This window comes from Oxynema mangrovii CENA135 (genome assembly GCF_016632315.1).
GTDB classification, from domain to species: domain Bacteria; phylum Cyanobacteriota; class Cyanobacteriia; order Cyanobacteriales; family Laspinemataceae; genus Oxynema; species Oxynema aestuarii.
The window spans coordinates 1,983,825-2,001,204 of record NZ_JAEOXH010000001.1; the positions used below are offsets into that span (position 1 = coordinate 1,983,825).

Annotated in this window: 8 protein-coding genes, 2 tRNA genes and 3 rRNA genes; 9 read left to right on the forward strand and 4 right to left on the reverse strand. The window is 53.6% G+C overall.

Going from position 1 to position 17,380, the window contains the following annotated elements; translation table 11 throughout:
• Positions 1 to 362: 362 nt before the first annotated feature.
• The 3 genes from JJD41_RS07875 to JJD41_RS07885 form a co-directional block, all read right to left on the reverse strand.
• Positions 363 to 617 carry a DUF1816 domain-containing protein gene (locus tag JJD41_RS07875; protein ID WP_200665441.1) on the reverse strand — a complete coding sequence of 85 codons (255 nt, stop codon included), beginning with the start codon at positions 615 to 617 and terminating at the stop codon, positions 363 to 365.
• A gap of 85 nt (positions 618 to 702) precedes the next feature.
• Positions 703 to 1,083, reverse strand: coding sequence for a response regulator (locus JJD41_RS07880; protein ID WP_200665442.1), 381 nt, complete (start codon positions 1,081 to 1,083; stop codon positions 703 to 705).
• Positions 1,084 to 1,299: 216 nt separating this feature from the next.
• A complete protein-coding gene (locus tag JJD41_RS07885) occupies positions 1,300 to 7,248 on the reverse strand; it encodes a PAS domain S-box protein (RefSeq protein ID WP_200665443.1) in 5,949 nt (1,982 codons plus the stop codon).
• Between the two features lie 29 nt (positions 7,249 to 7,277).
• Here JJD41_RS07885 and JJD41_RS25260 point away from each other — a divergent pair, with 29 nt between their 5' ends.
• From JJD41_RS25260 to rrf, 8 genes are all read left to right on the forward strand, one after another.
• Positions 7,278 to 7,409, forward strand: a complete 132-nt coding sequence (locus JJD41_RS25260) for a hypothetical protein (RefSeq protein WP_255547245.1) — start codon at positions 7,278 to 7,280, stop codon at positions 7,407 to 7,409.
• A 632-nt stretch (positions 7,410 to 8,041) separates the two neighbouring features.
• A complete protein-coding gene (locus JJD41_RS07890; RefSeq protein ID WP_200665444.1) occupies positions 8,042 to 8,530 on the forward strand; it encodes a hypothetical protein in 489 nt (162 codons plus the stop codon).
• Between the two features lie 97 nt (positions 8,531 to 8,627).
• A complete protein-coding gene (locus JJD41_RS07895) occupies positions 8,628 to 9,857 on the forward strand; it encodes a BaiN/RdsA family NAD(P)/FAD-dependent oxidoreductase (protein WP_200665445.1) in 1,230 nt (409 codons plus the stop codon).
• A 368-nt stretch (positions 9,858 to 10,225) separates the two neighbouring features.
• Positions 10,226 to 11,715 (forward strand): 16S ribosomal RNA (locus JJD41_RS07900).
• Positions 11,716 to 11,846: 131 nt separating this feature from the next.
• Positions 11,847 to 11,920, forward strand: a tRNA-Ile gene (locus JJD41_RS07905).
• 12 nt (positions 11,921 to 11,932) lie between these two features.
• Positions 11,933 to 12,005: transfer RNA gene (locus JJD41_RS07910), tRNA-Ala, on the forward strand.
• 154 nt (positions 12,006 to 12,159) lie between these two features.
• Positions 12,160 to 15,048 (forward strand): 23S ribosomal RNA (locus JJD41_RS07915).
• A gap of 53 nt (positions 15,049 to 15,101) precedes the next feature.
• A 5S ribosomal RNA gene (rrf, locus tag JJD41_RS07920) occupies positions 15,102 to 15,219 on the forward strand.
• The 16S, 23S and 5S rRNA genes sit together here with 2 tRNA genes alongside, the layout of an rRNA operon.
• Positions 15,220 to 15,378: 159 nt before the next feature.
• On the opposite strand, the gene JJD41_RS07925 is transcribed toward rrf, so the two are convergent.
• Positions 15,379 to 16,917, reverse strand: a complete 1,539-nt coding sequence (locus JJD41_RS07925; protein ID WP_200665446.1) for a hypothetical protein — start codon at positions 16,915 to 16,917, stop codon at positions 15,379 to 15,381.
• Positions 16,918 to 17,132: 215 nt separating this feature from the next.
• Here JJD41_RS07925 and JJD41_RS07930 point away from each other — a divergent pair, with 215 nt between their 5' ends.
• Positions 17,133 to 17,318, forward strand: coding sequence for a hypothetical protein (locus JJD41_RS07930; RefSeq protein ID WP_200665447.1), 186 nt, complete (start codon positions 17,133 to 17,135; stop codon positions 17,316 to 17,318).
• The last annotated feature ends 62 nt before the right edge of the window (positions 17,319 to 17,380 follow it).

The following is a 17,380-nucleotide window of genomic DNA, read 5'->3' on the forward strand; positions in this document are numbered from 1 at the left end:
AAGTTAAGGGAAAAATGTGAAGAACCCGTGAAGACTCCGACGGGGATCGCAGAATTTTTGTGTTTGAAGCTACTTTCTCCTGTGGAATTTTGAGAAGCGCTCGGCAATTTGGCCGATCCCTGGTGAAGATTTTAGGCAGGGGATATTCCTTTGGATTTGCCGATCGATCGCCCTCGAAGAGATAGCGGCGACTCGGCTAGCGTCATAGGACTTGCAGAATGTTACAGCTTGTCCGGTGAAATTGCAATACCCCTACCCGGAGATCGGCTCGTCAAACGCCCAAAGCGGCGAAAAACAGCGACGGAGGAAAGAACCGCCGAGCAAGACCTAGCACCATCTCACCCGGCGGCGTTGGCGCGCTCCTAGTCGGGAGTGCCGACGATTGTCAATTCTTGCGGTTGACAACGACTGACGCACACGGCGATCCCGCAGGCGCCTTCTTCTTCGAGATCGGCAACATAACCCGGTCGAGCTTCTTGCGCTTGCCTTTGGGTCATAAACGGACCGAAGTAGTAGGTACAACGGGGAGACGCGGTCACGATTTCGACCCACCACGCGCAACCTTGTCGTTCCAAATAATCCGTGTATTTTTCTTCTAATACTCGTGCCAAGTTCATGAATTTGTTCTCATCGGTTTTAGAGGAAAAAGTCAAGTGCGAAGGCGGCAAGCTAGGGAGGGAATCCTAAAATCTTTACAAAATTTTAGAAATTCCATCCCAATAGTTCCGCCACCTGTGTGGCGAGATTCATCGGATCGAAAGGTTTGGCGACGATCGCCGTGACTCCGAGTTCCGCAAAGCGCTGGCGGTCGGCAGATAGCACCTTGGCGGTCAGTAAAATCACGGGAATCTTGGCCGTCTCCGGATTGTTTTGCAGTTTTTTGAAGGTTGACGGGCCATCGAGTTCGGGCATCATGACATCGAGCAAGATCGCGTCGGGTTTCTGCTGACTGGCGACTTCGATCCCTTCCGGTCCGGAACTGGCGGTGAGAACTTGCCATCCCCCGACCATTTCCAAACTTAATTGGGCGACTTCGCGGATATCATCTTCATCATCAATTACGAGAATCCGTTTTCCGTTCACGAGGGATCTTTCTCCTTGTCTCTACGGGCGTAGAAACCGATCGTTCGACAATACAAGGCTTGAGAAAATTCTGGGGAGCGATCGCGGCAAGGGGCGTTCCCGAAGGGTCTCCAGAGGAGAATCGCGCCTGCTGGTTTAGGTTGGCCCGAGGGCATCGGTCGGGGAGCAAGCGGAGTCAATCGCCATTCTCAAAGGAAACTTAGCACAGCTCAAGGGTTAGGAGCGATCGGTTTTGACCATGCGTTCGAGTAAGGCGATCGCGCGGCGCTCGAACTCGTCGGGAGAATTGGTACTCTTGGTCAAAAATTCCGTTTCCCCTAACTTGAGTTGTTCGCGTTCGTTGCGATCGAGAGTCCGAGCCGAATAGACAACCAAAGGCATTCGAGCAAATCGATCGTGTTGCCTGAACCAATCGACGACAGCAAAACCATCGTATTCGGGCAGCACTAGATCCAAGACTAACAAATCTGGAATGACATGTTGGCTGATTTGGATGGCTTCGCGACCCGTGCGCGCGTGGAAGGTTTCAATTCCATGACGTTTGAAGGTCGCCACCAACACTTGAGCCAGATCGGGATCGTCTTCGACAATTAAAACCCGCGCTTTGGCGTCGTCTCCCCGTTCTCGGTTCTGCGACTCTGGTTCGGCGATCGCCGCCGTGACCGGACAGAGGCTCTCTTGGAGTGGTTTGCCGATCCATCCCTTCATTTCCGAGAGTCCGGCTGCCTCCCGCACGCAGGAGAGATCGGTGACGAGAGTGACGGGAATGTCCCGGGTTTTAGGATTGTTTTTGAGATGGGCGATCGTCTGCCAGGCGTTCATATCCGACGGGTCGAGATTGAGAAAGATCGACTCGATCGCGAGGGTCGCCGCCAATTCGACTACTTCGAGGCTGCTGTGGGCGGCGATCGCCCGGTATCCCGCCCGTTCGAGCCATGCGACCAATCGATGGCGGCTTTCCTCGTGACGGTCGGCGACCAGAATTAACGGAGGAGAAGGGGGGCTGACCTCCGCAGAGGGCAATGGCGGACTCGGGGGAGCCTCGTTAAGAGTGGGACGATCCAAAGGCAGGGTAAAGGAAAAACAACTACCCCGACCGGGTTCGCTTTCGGCCCAGATCCGACCGCCGTGATGTTCGACAATACTGCGGCAAATGGCCAATCCCAAACCCGTCCCCCCTTTTTTGCGCGAGTCCGACGCATCCACCTGTTGGAAGCGCTCGAAAATGGTTTCTAATTTGTCGGCGGGGATCCCCCGTCCGCGATCGCGCACTTGAAATAAAACTTCCCGTCTCCTGTCCCCCACGGAAGCGGCGGTGCGATCGCCCTCGCCGTCGGCGGTTTCCCGGGGGATGGCATTGCTCACTTGGGCGCTGAGCCATACCGATTCCCCTTCCGGGGAGAATTTAATCGCATTGCTCAGTAAATTAGTCAGGGTTTGGACGACGCGATCGGGATCCGCTTGCATGTGAAGGGAGAGAGGTTCGACGAACAAATGAACCTGGGCTTTTTCGGCGATCGCCCGCATCGCGTCCACCGCTTGCACCATCAACTCCGCCACATTGCAACTCTGATGGAGCATCGAGACCTTACCCGACTGGATGCGCTCTAAATCCAAAATGTCATTGATCAGCCGCACGAGGCGATCCGTATTCGATACGGCAATTTCGAGCATCCGTCTGGCTTTACTCGGCTGACTTTCGAGCAATCCCCCTTGCAGCAAACCCAACGAACCGCGAATCGAGGTCAGGGGAGTGCGCAATTCGTGACTGACCACGGAAATAAACTCATCTTTCATCCGCTCGATCGCCTGTCGTTCGGTAATATCCTTAAACGTCACCACCGCCCCGACAATTTGACTTTGTTCTTGAATCGGCGTACTCATGTATTCCACGGGAAAACTGCTGCCGTCTTTACGCCAAAACACCTCATCGGTCCCGTGGTGAACCGAACCATCTTTGAGAGCCGCATAAATTGGCGAATGAATCGGCGGACTCCCCACTTCCGTCCCGTTCTCCCCAGATAGCGGGGCGATAATTTTCGCGAGAGGGGCGCCGAGCAGTTCCCCCATCGGATAGCCCAACATTCGCGACGCTGCGGGGTTGATAAACGTGGTGCGTCCCTGACGGTCTACACCACAAATCCCTTCCCCGGCGGAATTGAGAATCAACTCATTTTGATGGCGCAGTCGTTCGAGGGCTTCTTCAACCCGTTTGAGATCGGTAATATCGCGGGCGATAGTAGACACTCCGGTAATTTTGCCCGTCGTATCCTTAATCGGCGAAATGGTCAGGGAAACGTGAATCAGCTTGCCATCTTTGCGGACGTGGATAGTTTCGTAGTGATCGATGCTCCCCCCTTGCTGAATGCGTTTGAGCATCCGCAGCTCGCTCGCCAGTCGTTTCGGTAAGACCAAAATCGAGATCGATCGCCCTTTGACTTCTTCGGCGCTGTAGCCGTAAATGCGACAAGCTCCCGCATTCCAACTCAAGATCGTCCCGTCGAGAGTTTTACCGACGATCGCGTCGTCCGAGGATTCGACGATCGAAGCTAAGCGGATTAACTTCTCTTCCGCTTGCTTGCGTTCGGTAATATCGCGAGCGATGATCGCCACCGCCTTGCGCGTCCCGTCGGGATGAAATAAGGGAACTTTAATCGCATCGAAAATGCGCTCTCGTTCGTCCGGTAAGGCGATCGCCTCTTCAATATGAATTAACCCCCGGTGCTGCCACGCTCGTTCGTCACTTTGCTGGCAGGTAAATAGGGAATGGCGGTAAAAGGGACTGATTTGAGCTAATTCGTCGTCGGTCTTGCCGCGATAGTCGCGATCGCTCAATTGGAACGCTTCTAACATAGCGCGATTGGCTTCCAACCAAGCGCCGCGATCGTTTTTAAAGCAGACCAAATCCGGCATCGCGTCGATCAAAATCCGAAGCTGCTCTTCACTTTCGCGGAGGGCTTCCTCCGCCGCTTTCCGTTCGGTGATGTCCGTATAAACGCAAATCGACCCCACTCGTTTTCCGCTTTCGTCGCGAACCGTATCCACCCGCAACCAGATCGATACCGTATCTCGTTCCGGTACGGGGCTGATGCTGCGCCCCAACGTTCGCGAACCGACTCCGAAGGAGTATCGCGCCGTGGTTTGACTTCCCAAGGGGCGCCGCTCGCCCCGAGTTCGCATTTTGACTTCTCCACTCCAGCTTTTCCCTTGTCGGATCGACTCGAACACCCGCGCTCCTACTTTGGGATCCGCAAATAACACGGTCGGTCCGCCCGCGCGATTGAGTTGTTCGACGCTGTAGCCGAATAATTCGAGAAAGGCGCGGTTGTGGTAAAGCGATCGCCCACTGGTATCCGACATCCCGATCGCGTCGCTGGTACTTTCGACCGCTTCGGTGACCCGAATCAGCGCTTCTTGGGCCTGTTCGCGACGTCGGATTTCTTCTTGTAATTGTTCGTTGGTGCGTCGCAGTTCCCCGGTGCGTTCTTCGACTAATTCTTCGAGATGATGGCGATGGATTTGTAATTCTTTTTCCGCTTGTTTGCGTTCGGTGATGTCTTCGACCATCGCGATCGCGAATTGTGGCTGTTGTTGGCTATCTCGAATTAACGAAAAACTCGCCCGTACCCAAACGACGCGACTGTCGGCGCGCAAATAGCGTTTTTCAATTTGATAGTGTTCGCGATCGCCGTGGAGCAGGTCGCGATACAGTTTCAAACTGGTTTCTAAATCGTCGGGATGGACGATTTGAACAAAATTCATCCCTTTGAGGTCGCTCGCCTGATAACCCAACATCGCATCGAGCGCCGGATTGGTTTGTAAAAACCGCCCTTCCAAATCCACCAATTTCATGCCGATAGGCGCCCCTTCAAAGGTCGTTCGGAAACGATTTTCACTTTCGCGCAATGCTTGTTCGGCTTTTTTGCGCTCGGTGATATTGCGGCAGGTATAAAGGAGGGTTCCGCCTTCGATCGCAACTTGCCGGACGCTGATTAATAAGGTTTTCGATCGCCCCCGTTTGTCGAGAATTTCCCACTCGATATTATGCCAGTCGAGATCGCCATCGGCACCGGAGCCTTGTCGGTCGAGCAGTTGTTGTTCCTCGCACCAGCGTTCTCCGAGCAAGGCGTTGATATGACCTAATTGATAGACTTCTTCGACGTTGTATTCAAAAATAAAGTCGATGTTGGGACAGATGTAAGTAAAGTGACCCCCGTCGTCGGTGGCGAAGACGGCTTCGGAAATATTGCTTAAGGTAATGCGATGGACTTGTTCGCTTTTACGCAATGCGGCTTCCATTTGTTTGCGATCGCGCAAGTCCCGGGCGACGGTGAGGACAGAAACCCCCGTCAGATCTTCGGCAATCGGACTGAGGGCGATTTCTACGGGAATTTCGATCCCGTCGAGGGTGTGCAAGGTTTGTTCGACAAAGGGAAGGGCTTGTTTTTCGGCGTTTGCGCCGTGTCTCCAGAGGAGAATCGCTCGCTCGATCCGTTCTTCGATGTCCCGGGTGTCTTGCTCGGCGATCGCGTCGAAGAGCGATCGCCCCAGCCATTCTTGGGGATCCCCACTTCCGAGTAATTGCGCTCCTGCGGTATTAATTAACTCGATCTGCCCTTCGGTGTGAACGAAAATGGCTTCGGGCAGTAATTCGACTAATTGCCGATAGCGCCGTTCGCTCTGGGTTAAGGCGGCTTCGGCGAGGCGCCGCGATTGCCAATTGCGTAGGGCGACGATTCCGTAAGCTAAATCGTCGGCGAGTTCTTGCAAGCGTTCGACTTCTTCTGGGGTAAAGACATCGGGGCGATCGGCGTCAATTCGCAGCACGCCGAACGTGGTTTGTTCCCCTTGCAAGGGAAGGGCGATCGTCGAGTATACTCCGCGCGCGATCGCTGCCGATCTCCACGGTTCCCCACTCCGGTCGGCGCCGATATTCTGCACGATCTGAGCTTGACCCCGACCGAGGACAATTTCGTGCAGTTCGTGCCAATTTTCAGGGAACTCTGAATCCAGTTCGCCGGGTTCCGTTGCCGTGTCGTAGGCGCTATGCACCACCATCGTTAATGGAGAAAGGAGATTGTCGGCGCTCGTTTGCTCTGGGGAAGATGAGGACTCTGGATGAGGTGGCACTAAGGCGACCCAGGCGCGGCGATAGCCTCCGGTTTCGACGATAATCCGGCAAATCTCTTGCAGCAGTTGCGGTTCGCTTTCGGCGCGGGCGATCGCCTGGTTGCAGTCGTACAGGGTTCGCAAGGCGCGGGTCAGCGAACACAGTTCCATTTCGACGGCTTGGCGATCGCTCAAATCGTGGGCGATCGCCGAAAATCCGACCAATTGCCCCCCTTCGTCGTGCAAGGCGGAGATCGTCATGCTCGCCCAAAAGCATTGCCCTCCTGCGCGCACCCGCCATCCTTCATCTTCGCACTGTCCCGCCGTGGCCACCATTTGCAATTCTTGCTGGGGTTTGCCCGTGGCGATATCCTCGGGTGGAGAAAAACAAGAGAAGTGGACGCCGATAATTTCCTCACTGCGATAGCCGAAAATCCGTTCGGCCCCTTTATTCCAACTGGTGACTTTTCCAGTGGCGTCGAGCAGGAAAATGCCGTAATCTCGAATCCCTTCGACTAACAGTCGGAATAATTCGTCCGTGGTGCGATCGCTGTTTTCGCCGAGCGAGGGAGGGGTCGCTTCGAGTCGCCGAGGGGGGAACGAGGGCGTAGACCTGGCGATCTGTGCGTCTGGATGTTCGGCTCGTTTGGAGGACAGGCGATCGACTCGATACCGTAATTCTTGAGGGTGAATGGGGGCGATTAACAGGTCGTCCCAATGCAGGCGATTCTCGTCCCGTCGTCGGTGTTCGTCGTCACGGGTGAGGTCGAGAAGGCCGAGTTGGTCGGGGTTGAGGATTAATAAGATCGGTAGGCGATCGAGGAATGACCGCCAGGCGCCATCCTCCTCGGGAGACGCTACGCAAGTCTCTCCCCCAACGTTATTGGCTTGGAAGATCTCGCCGTCGAGAATGCACAAGTCAACGCGGTTTTCTGTTGCGAGAAGCTCCACTTCGGTCGAACTCGACGGGCTGACGATCTCCCAGTCGCCAGCTAATTCTCGCACCAAGACTTGCCGAATTTCTGCATTTTCTACCCAAAGCAAAATTCGGCTCATTGCTCGATTCTCCTCAATCGCAAAAGACTATGGCTACCGACTTCTCCCTCGACATCGAAGGGAAGGGACGGCTCGAAATGGATGTCCTCTGTCATGACGCTCTGATTCTGGGTTATTTCCCCGACCCGAATGGCGATCGGTTCGCCAACTCAACAATTTAATAGCAGTTCGTGGAATGAGTTCGCATGTAGTTTTATACTTTAGTTTACTGAGTTGGCGTGGCGATCGCTATGACCAAGCTGTCCGAGAATGCCTATGTTTTCCCCTGACATTCACGGAGTTGACGGCCTCTTGCTACAATTTTGCCCCGATCTCCTCGAGTCACGTTCAGTTATGGGTTGATGGTCTAGAATCTTTATCCCTCCCATCGGCTTGCGGCGATCGCCTACTCCCCCCTCTAAGTCGGCTGGCGATCGTCGGGTCACCTATTCTCTGGACAGCACTGATACTCGAATTAACCCTCGAAGAGTTTGAATCAGCCATCGACTCTAACCCCGTCCTTTCCACCGAGTCGGGATCGTCCCAATTCCACTTTAGGTCACTCTCCCTCGAACTTTTTCGGTTTCTTCTCTTCCCGATTTAGACGCCATGCGATCGCTCGGTGTTTGAATTGGGCTTTGGTTGCTTTGTGTAGTTTTTTAAAATATCATCAATCGGGGCATTTGAGTATCGAGAAAAATTGACGGAAAGTATAAAAAGATGGCTTGCCTCCTTTCACTTCGCGATCTCGTTACGGTAAATTCGTAACGTCATCGATGGACCTCCGTTAGCCCTCAATATTTTATTTTTACCGATGAAATTTCTAGCCCTTGTCATCGAGATGTTCCTGGCGAGCGCGATTTCGACCCCCGTATTGGCTCAAATCTCCCCGGGTTCGATGCCTTTTGAAGAGTTTGCTGTCGAACAGATTTACCAGGATGCTCCCTCCCCGGTCGATCTCGACAGCGATCCGAGTGCGCGTCAATTCCGCCGCATCATCGAACCTGCGGCGACTGTCGGCCCCAATTTTGCCGGACGGTATACGATTGTCAGTTGGAGTTGTGGCACGACTTGTCAGGAAATTGCGATCGTAGACGCCGAAACAGGTCAGGTTTACCTGCAACCCATTCGTTCGGAAGTCGGCATTCAATTCCAGCTCGAAAGTCGTCTGCTCGTGGTCAATCCTCCTCAAAATATCCGCAATCTCTACGGGGCGATCGCTTCCCAAGGACTGGCCACTCGTTATTATCTCTGGGACGACAACCGTCTGCAAGAAATTCATCCGTCCAAACTCGATCGCTAAGTCGCACGGGGACTCTTATAATGAGGATTGGGGAGTCCCTAACCGCATTGGATCTCCCTAAAACGGCCATCTCAATCCGTCGGAAAATCGAGGAAATTTGGAAACCAAGGACAACTTAACCGTCGTCGCGATCGGAGGAGGCGCTGCGGGTTTTTTTGGCGCTATTGCTTGCGCTCAAACCAATCCGACGGCACGAGTGACGATTCTAGAAGCCGGACGTCAGCCGTTGACCAAGGTTAGAATTTCTGGCGGCGGTCGATGTAATGTCACTCACGCCTGTTTCGACCCCGCCACTTTGATCGGACATTATCCCCGTGGGGGAAAGGCTTTGCGCGGTCCATTTTCTCGTTTTCAACCCCAAGATACGATCGCCTGGTTCGAGGAACGGGGGGTGACCCTGAAAACGGAAGAGGACGGGCGGATTTTTCCCACGACCGATGACTCGGCTACCATTGTAAACTGTTTGCGCCAAACGGCAGATCGACTGGGAGTGACCCTGAAAACTGGGGCGGCGGTGGTTCGAGTGACCTGTCTGGATTCTGGGACGTTCGAGATCGGGTTGAAGTCTGGGGACTGTTTGGAGTGCGATCGTCTGTTATTGGCGACGGGAAGTCATCCTCTGGGATATGCGATCGCGCGATCGCTCGGACATCAAGTCGTTCCCCCCGTTCCTTCTCTATTTACATTTAATATTCGCGACGAACGCTTGCAAGATTTGGCGGGAATAAGCGTTCCCGTCGCTCGCTTGAAACTTCCAGAGGCGAAATTAGAGCAAGTCGGACCGATTTTGATTACTCATTGGGGATTGAGCGGCCCTGCGGTGTTAAAACTGTCAGCCTGGGGCGCCCGTTTTTTACACGATCGCCGTTATCAAGCTCCTTTGTCGGTGAATTGGATCGGGGATCTGAGTACCGAAAAAACCCGCGAGCTTCTCTACCAGCTCAAAAGTGATTTTCCGCGACGGGCGATCGGTACTCATTCGCCGTTTACTCTACCTCGCCGTCTGTGGGAACGGCTAGTTGCCACAACTCCCATCGATCCTCAAAGACGTTGGGCCGAAGTATCTAAAAAAGAATTAAATCATCTCGCCGTTCAGCTCACCCAAGGAGCCTATCTCATCGGCGGTAAAGGAGTCTTTAAGGAAGAATTTGTCACCTGTGGCGGGATCTCCCTCCCCGAAATTCAGTTCAAGACGATGGAAAGTCGTGTTTGTCCCGGTTTGTTCTTCGCTGGGGAGATTTTGGACATCGATGGCGTAACGGGAGGGTTCAATTTTCAAAATGCTTGGACGACCAGTTGGCTCGCAGGTCAGGCGATCGCTCGCTAAGGTCTTTGAACCCCAACAAGCAGCCATCGATCGTTCAACCCCTCCCTCCTACTCACCCAAAAGTCCCTTGAGTAGCTGAGGCGATCGGCTTGTAAACCCCATCACAATAAGGCTTCAGCGCAACTTAGATCTCATCTCCAAAAAAAAATTCAAAAAAGGGTTGACAGAGGCAAAGGGGATTGCTAGATTAGTAAAGCGCTCGAAAGCGGCAGTGCGCCGCAACCGAGCGACCGAACCTAGACAACACAAGAGTTTGACAGTCGGATTGACCGACAAAAACCTCGTCAAAATAACTAAAAAGAGGTCTGAAAAACGACCTCAAAGAACCAAGAGCAAATCAGCTCTTCCGTCCTCATTAACAAGAGGATAACACGGAGAGTTTGATCCTGGCTCAGGATGAACGCTGGCGGTCTGCTTAACACATGCAAGTCGAACGGACTTCCTCGGAAGTCAGTGGCGGACGGGTGAGTAACGCGTGAGAATCTACCTGAAGGATGGGGATAACTGTTGGAAACGACAGCTAATACCCAATGAGCCGAGAGGTAAAAAGGAAACCGCCTACAGAAGAGCTCGCGTCCGATTAGCTAGTTGGGAGGGTAAAAGCCTACCAAGGCAACGATCGGTAGCTGGTCTGAGAGGACGAGCAGCCACACTGGGACTGAGACACGGCCCAGACTCCTACGGGAGGCAGCAGTGGGGAATTTTCCGCAATGGGCGAAAGCCTGACGGAGCAAGACCGCGTGGGGGAGGAAGGCCCTTGGGTTGTAAACTCCTTTTCTCGGGGAAGAAGAACTGACGGTACCCGAGGAAAAAGCCTCGGCTAACTCCGTGCCAGCAGCCGCGGTAAGACGGAGGAGGCAAGCGTTATCCGGAATTATTGGGCGTAAAGGGTCCGCAGGTGGCCATTCAAGTCTGCAGTCAAAGGTCGGGGCTCAACCCCGAAAAGGCTGTGGAAACTGAAAGGCTAGAGTACGGTAGGGGCAGAGGGAATTCCCAGTGTAGCGGTGAAATGCGTAGAGATTGGGAAGAACACCGGTGGCGAAAGCGCTCTGCTAGGCCGAAACTGACACTGAGGGACGAAAGCTAGGGGAGCGAAAGGGATTAGATACCCCTGTAGTCCTAGCTGTAAACGATGGAGACTAGGTGTGGCCTGTATCGACCCGGGCCGTGCCGGAGCTAACGCGTTAAGTCTCCCGCCTGGGGAGTACGCACGCAAGTGTGAAACTCAAAGGAATTGACGGGGGCCCGCACAAGCGGTGGAGTATGTGGTTTAATTCGATGCAACGCGAAGAACCTTACCAGGGCTTGACATGTCGCGAACCCCGGGGAAACCTGGGGGTGCCTTAGGGAGCGCGAACACAGGTGGTGCATGGCTGTCGTCAGCTCGTGTCGTGAGATGTTGGGTTAAGTCCCGCAACGAGCGCAACCCTCGTCCTTAGTTGCCAGCACGAAGGTGGGAACTCTAGGGAGACTGCCGGTGACAAACCGGAGGAAGGTGGGGATGACGTCAAGTCAGCATGCCCCTTACGTCCTGGGCTACACACGTACTACAATGGGAAGGACAAAGAGCAGCAAGCGCGCAAGTGCAAGCGAATCTCGAAAACCTTGCCCCAGTTCGGATTGCAGGCTGCAACTCGCCTGCATGAAGGAGGAATCGCTAGTAATCGCCGGTCAGCATACGGCGGTGAATACGTTCCCGGGCCTTGTACACACCGCCCGTCACACCATGGAAGTTGGCCAGGCCCGAAGTCATTACCCTAACCGTAAAAGGAGGGGGATGCCGAAGGCCGGGCTGATGACTGGGGTGAAGTCGTAACAAGGTAGCCGTACCGGAAGGTGTGGCTGGATCACCTCCTTTAAGGGAGACCCAACTTTGGAAACAGGGAGAGCCAAAAAGAGCCCCTCAAACCAAAGCATCCCGAGGTCGGTCGAGGTCAAAGAAGGAAGATCAAAAAAGAACTGTCAAACTCTTCGTGCGGTTCGCAGCGAGGGCTATTAGCTCAGGTGGTTAGAGCGCACCCCTGATAAGGGTGAGGTCCCTGGTTCGAGTCCAGGATGGCCCACCTAGAACCGGAGGGGGTATAGCTCAGTGGGTAGAGCGCTGCCTTTGCAAGGCAGATGCCAGCGGTTCGAGTCCGCTTACCTCCACCTAACGAATCAAAGTCAAAGGGAATTCAAAACAGCACCCGTCAACTCGAGCAGAGAAACGGACTGCTGGATTGAAAGCCAGCAAAGAACCTTGAAAAAAGCATAGACACCAAGAGAAAAGCATAGGGAAAAAAATCCTAGAAAAGCCAAAAGTGGTCAAGCTACAAAGGGCTAACGGTGGATCCCTAGGCACGTCGAGGCGAAGAAGGACGTGGTGACCGACGAAACGCTCCGGGGAGCTGGAAACAAGCATCGAGCCGGAGGTCTCCGAATGGGGCAACCCCAAGCACGACCCGTCGAATCCATAGACGGGAACGAGCGAACCTGGCGAACTGAAACATCTTAGTAACCAGAGGAACAGAAAGAAAAATCGATTCCCTCAGTAGCGGCGAGCGAAGCGGGAACAGCCTAAACCGAAGACATTAAGTCATCGGGGTCGTGGGACGGCAACAACGAGAGCCGAGGCAGTAGACGAAGCGGCTGAATACCGCACCAGAGGGGGTGAAAGTCCCGTAGTCGAAACCGCCAACGCCTCAGCCGAATCCCGAGTAGCACGGAGCCCGTGGAATTCCGTGTGAATCAGCGAGGACCACCTCGTAAGGCTAAATACTCCGACGTGACCGATAGAGAAACAGTACCGTGAGGGAAAGGTGAAAAGAACCCCGAGCAGGGGAGTGAAATAGAACCTGAACCCGTTAGCCTACAAGCAGTGGGAGGACGATTAAACGTCTGACCGCGTGCCTGTTGAAGAATGAGCCGGCGAGTTATTAGACGAGGCTAGGTTAAGGCCAAAGAGCCGCAGCCCGAGCGAAAGCGAGTCCGAACAGGGCGTTAACAGTCTCGTTTAATAGACCCGAACCCGGGTGATCTAACCATGTCCAGGATGAAGCTTGGGTAACACCAAGTGGAGGTCCGAACCGACCGATGTTGAAAAATCGGCGGATGAGGTGTGGTTAGGGGTGAAATGCCAATCGAACCCGGAGCTAGCTGGTTCTCCCCGAAATGCGTTGAGGCGCAGCGGTCGAAGATGATGACGAGGGGTAAAGCACTGTTTCGGTGCGGGCTGCGAGAGCGGTACCAAATCGAGACAAACTCAGAATACTCGTCAAGAACTCGGCCAGTGAGACGGTGGGGGATAAGCTTCATCGTCGAAAGGGAAACAGCCCAGACCACCAGCTAAGGTCCCCAAATGACCGCTCAGTGATTAAGGAGGTGAGAGTGCAAAGACAACCAGGAGGTTGGCCTAGAAGCAGCCACCCTTGAAAGAGTGCGTAATAGCTCACTGGTCAAGCGCTCTGGCGCCGAAAATGAACGGGGCTAAGCGGTCTACCGAAGCTGTGGAACGAGCAATCGTTGGTAGGGGAGCGTTCCCCGACGGGAGAAGCACTAGCGAGAGCAGGTGTGGACGTCGGGGAAGTGAGAATGTCGGCTTGAGTAGCGCAAACATTGGTGAGAATCCAATGCCCCGAAACCCTAAGGGTTCCTCCGGCAGGTTCGTCCGCGGAGGGTTAGTCAGGACCTAAGGCGAGGCCGAAAGGCGTAGTCGATGGACAACGGGTGAACATTCCCGTACGGATTGAAGTTGGCGCGGGAGGACGGAGCGGGTCGAGACCAGCCGGAAGTTGGTTACCGGTTCAAGTGTTCGAGACGAAGACCGACGGCGAAAACGTCGGGAGTTAAGGCACGAGTACGAGACCTTACGAGGTCGAAGTGGTACAGATCGAACTTCCAAGAAAAGCCCCAACCGCCATAAGCTTCAATTCCCTGTACCCGAAACCGACACAGGTAGGGAGGTTGAGAAAACCGAGGGGCGCGAGCTAACTCTCTCTAAGGAACTCGGCAAAATGGCCCCGTAACTTCGGGAGAAGGGGTGCCCCCTGATGGGGGGTCGCAGTGAAGAGGCCCAGGCGACTGTTTACCAAAAACACAGGTCTCCGCCAAGTCGCAAGACGCTGTATGGAGGCTGACGCCTGCCCAGTGCCGGAAGGTTAAGGAAGTCGGTCAGCCCTGCGGGGTAAAGCTGGCGACCGAAGCCCCGGTGAACGGCGGCCGTAACTATAACGGTCCTAAGGTAGCGAAATTCCTTGTCGGGTAAGTTCCGACCCGCACGAAAGGCGTAACGATCTGGGCGCTGTCTCGGAGAGAGGCTCGGCGAAATAGGATTGTCTGTGAAGATACGGACTCCCTGCACCTGGACAGAAAGACCCTATGAAGCTTTACTGTAGCCTGGAATTGGCTTCGGGCTTCGCTTGCGCAGCATAGGTGGGAGGCGTGGAAGGTTTCCTTGCGGGGAAACTGGAGCCATCCGGTGAGATACCACTCTGGCGAAGCTAGAAGTCTAACCTCGACCCCTAAGCGGGGCGGGGAACCGTTTCAGGTGGGCAGTTTGACTGGGGCGGTCGCCTCCTAAAAGGTAACGGAGGCGCGCAAAGGTTCCCTCAGGCTGGTTGGAAATCAGCCGTCGAGTGTAAAGGCACAAGGGAGCTTGACTGCGAGACCTACAAGTCGAGCAGGGACGAAAGTCGGCCTTAGTGATCCGACGGTTCCGAGTGGAAGGGCCGTCGCTCAACGGATAAAAGTTACTCTAGGGATAACAGGCTGATCTCCCCCAAGAGTTCACATCGACGGGGAGGTTTGGCACCTCGATGTCGGCTCATCGCAACCTGGGGCGGAAGTACGTCCCAAGGGTTGGGCTGTTCGCCCATTAAAGCGGTACGTGAGCTGGGTTCAGAACGTCGTGAGACAGTTCGGTCCATATCCGGTGCAGGCGTAAGAGCATTGAGAGGCGCCCTCCTTAGTACGAGAGGACCGGGAGGGACACACCGCTGGTGTACCTGTTATCGTGCCAACGGTAGACGCAGGGTAGCCATGTGTGGCGTGGATAACCGCTGAAAGCATCTAAGTGGGAAGCCCACCTCAAGATGAGTGCTCTGGTGGAGTTAATCCAGTAAGGTCCCGGGCAGATTACCCGTTGATAGGCGTTAGGTGGAAGTCCTGCGAGGGATGTAGCCGAGACGTACTAACCGACCGAGCGCTTGACCTCTTTTCTCTCTTGGTTGTCTTTGCTTTTTTGAAGGTTTTTCCTTCATTCTCTTTCCGGGTGCCTATGGCCTTGAGGCCCCACTCCGATCCCTTCCCGAACTCGGTTGTGAAACTCAAGTACGGCCACGATACTTGGAGGGTTGCCTCCTGGGACAATAGCTCGCTGCCCGGTTCTTTTTCCGAAAACCCCTGCACTTCTGTGTGGGGGTTTTGTTGTTTGGAGTTTCTACTTTAAAATACATCCCAAGGGAGAGGGACGATTTCAGTGAGGGGGGTTTGGTAACCAAACCCCCCTCACTTGATTTTTGGGTATTTTCTTTATAAATAGTCTCTAAGTAAACAGCCACGGAATTAAATAGCCAATCATTACGGAGCAAATGGTTAACAAGATGCCAATCAAATCTCGTGGTAATCTCTGTTCCCAAAAATTAGATTTGAGGCGCCGCACTGGGAAGTTTGGGTCAAGTCCTACTGCTATTTCATCGGTTTTGCCGTGAATCCGAACTTGTAAGCCCGCCGGGGACTGTGGATGGAGTTTTAAGCGGGGAATTCGTTGAATGTTGGAGGAACTCGGTAAGACTAGAAACTGCTCGGACTCTAGTGGTAGGTCTTGATTTAAGAACTTGATTTGTCCCTGTAAAATGGTTGAGCGCACTAATTCATCGGGGACGTTTGCGGTGGTGGTGTTGTAGGTAAAGTCTACATCGGTTACTTCAAAGCCTCCCCAAAACCAGTCTTGATATTCGCTGGTTTCTAAATCCGGTAAGTCAATGTAAAGTGTTATTTCGTTTTGGAAGATTAAGTTTAATTCTGTGTTATAGGGAGTCCAGCTAAATTTCTCTTGGTTATAGTCGAAGATTTCAGCTTGTTCAGCTTGTTCCTCAACTGTATTGTCTGAGGGACGAAACTGCAATTGAGGACTCTTCACGTATTCGGCGATGACCTGTAGGGAATTTCCCCCTAGGGAGAGTTGAATGCTGGTCTTTTGAGTGTTGTGGTCGGGATTCTCGTCGTGAGGGGGGTTGAGGGTGAGGGAGAGTTGATGGCGTTCTGGGTCGTAGGCTAAGTTTCTTACGCGAGTGCCGGGTTGTAGGCGGAGGGATTGAATTTCGAGTTCGTTGGGGTTGTCGGGGTTGCTGGGGTCGAAACTGGTGTCGAAAATGAGTTTGCTGTCTGGGGAGTTTAAGGTCATTTCGAGTTGACTGAATTCGGAGATGTCCTGGGTTGGGTCATCTGTTGCGAACTCTCCCCACAGAGTTAGGGGATTGACTTGTAACCCTTCGATTTCTAGCCGTGAGATGGAACGAAGGGAATTAATTAAGAGTTGGTTGTTTTGAGTGCGAGTGGTAAAACTCACTTGACGAGTAATGATGTTGCCTTCAAAGGAGATGGAAACTGGGATGAAGAATGCGAGGATAAAAGAGAAGGCAATGACTAAGAAAAGCAGGGCAATAATATGATGAACATGGGATCTTATAAAAGATCGCAATGCTGTTGATTGGTCGGCAAAGGGATAGGGGTCTTCGTCGGATATTGTGCTGGCGGTCGGTTGGGGAGATAACGGGGGGTTGGGCTTGAGAGATCGCAGCCAACGATAGGGGCTATAGAGAACCTGAATTAGGTGTTTTAGGAAGGTTTGGGTGAGGGGAATGAGGCTACGCAAAACGCTGGAACTGAGGTGAAGAAAACTGAGGCGAAGGCGCTTGAGAAGCCGCAAAATAGGGGCGACTAGGCGATGTTTTCGGGCAGATCGCACTACCTGCCGAGCGTGATTTTGCCACTGAGACCAACGCTGTCTAGGTCGGTTGGGTGTCATGAGAATTTTGGGGGGATGGGGAGTTACAGCATTTTCCTCTGCTATGCAAGACATTATAGATCCCCCTAAATCCCCCTTAAAAAGGGGGACTTTGCTCGTTTCCCCTCTATCCCCCCAACCCCCCTTTGAAAGGGGGGCGAAGGAGAGATAGGAGGATCGGCACTGTACCTTATCAGACGCCCGAGTGCTGTATCGGGCATTATTCAGTAATTATTCAGTTTGAGTTCTGAGGAAAAGCGGGTTTATGGGGATAACCAATTGGGATTGTGATGGAACAGGAACGCCCGATTTACTGTTTCGGGGGCGATTCCTCGTTGTTGGATTTCTGCTTTGATTCGCAGTTGATATTCTCCGGCGGGCTGATTGCGAGCATCCCAGTTGAAAGCAATTTCTCCCTGGCGAGGGCTGGGGCGACTGTCGCGGTGAATGACTTGATTGTTGCGAAGGATTTCTAAGGAGTGAATTAGGGCGTGTCATCAATTATGTAGGTTGACAAAAGTGACCAAATGTGGAGGAA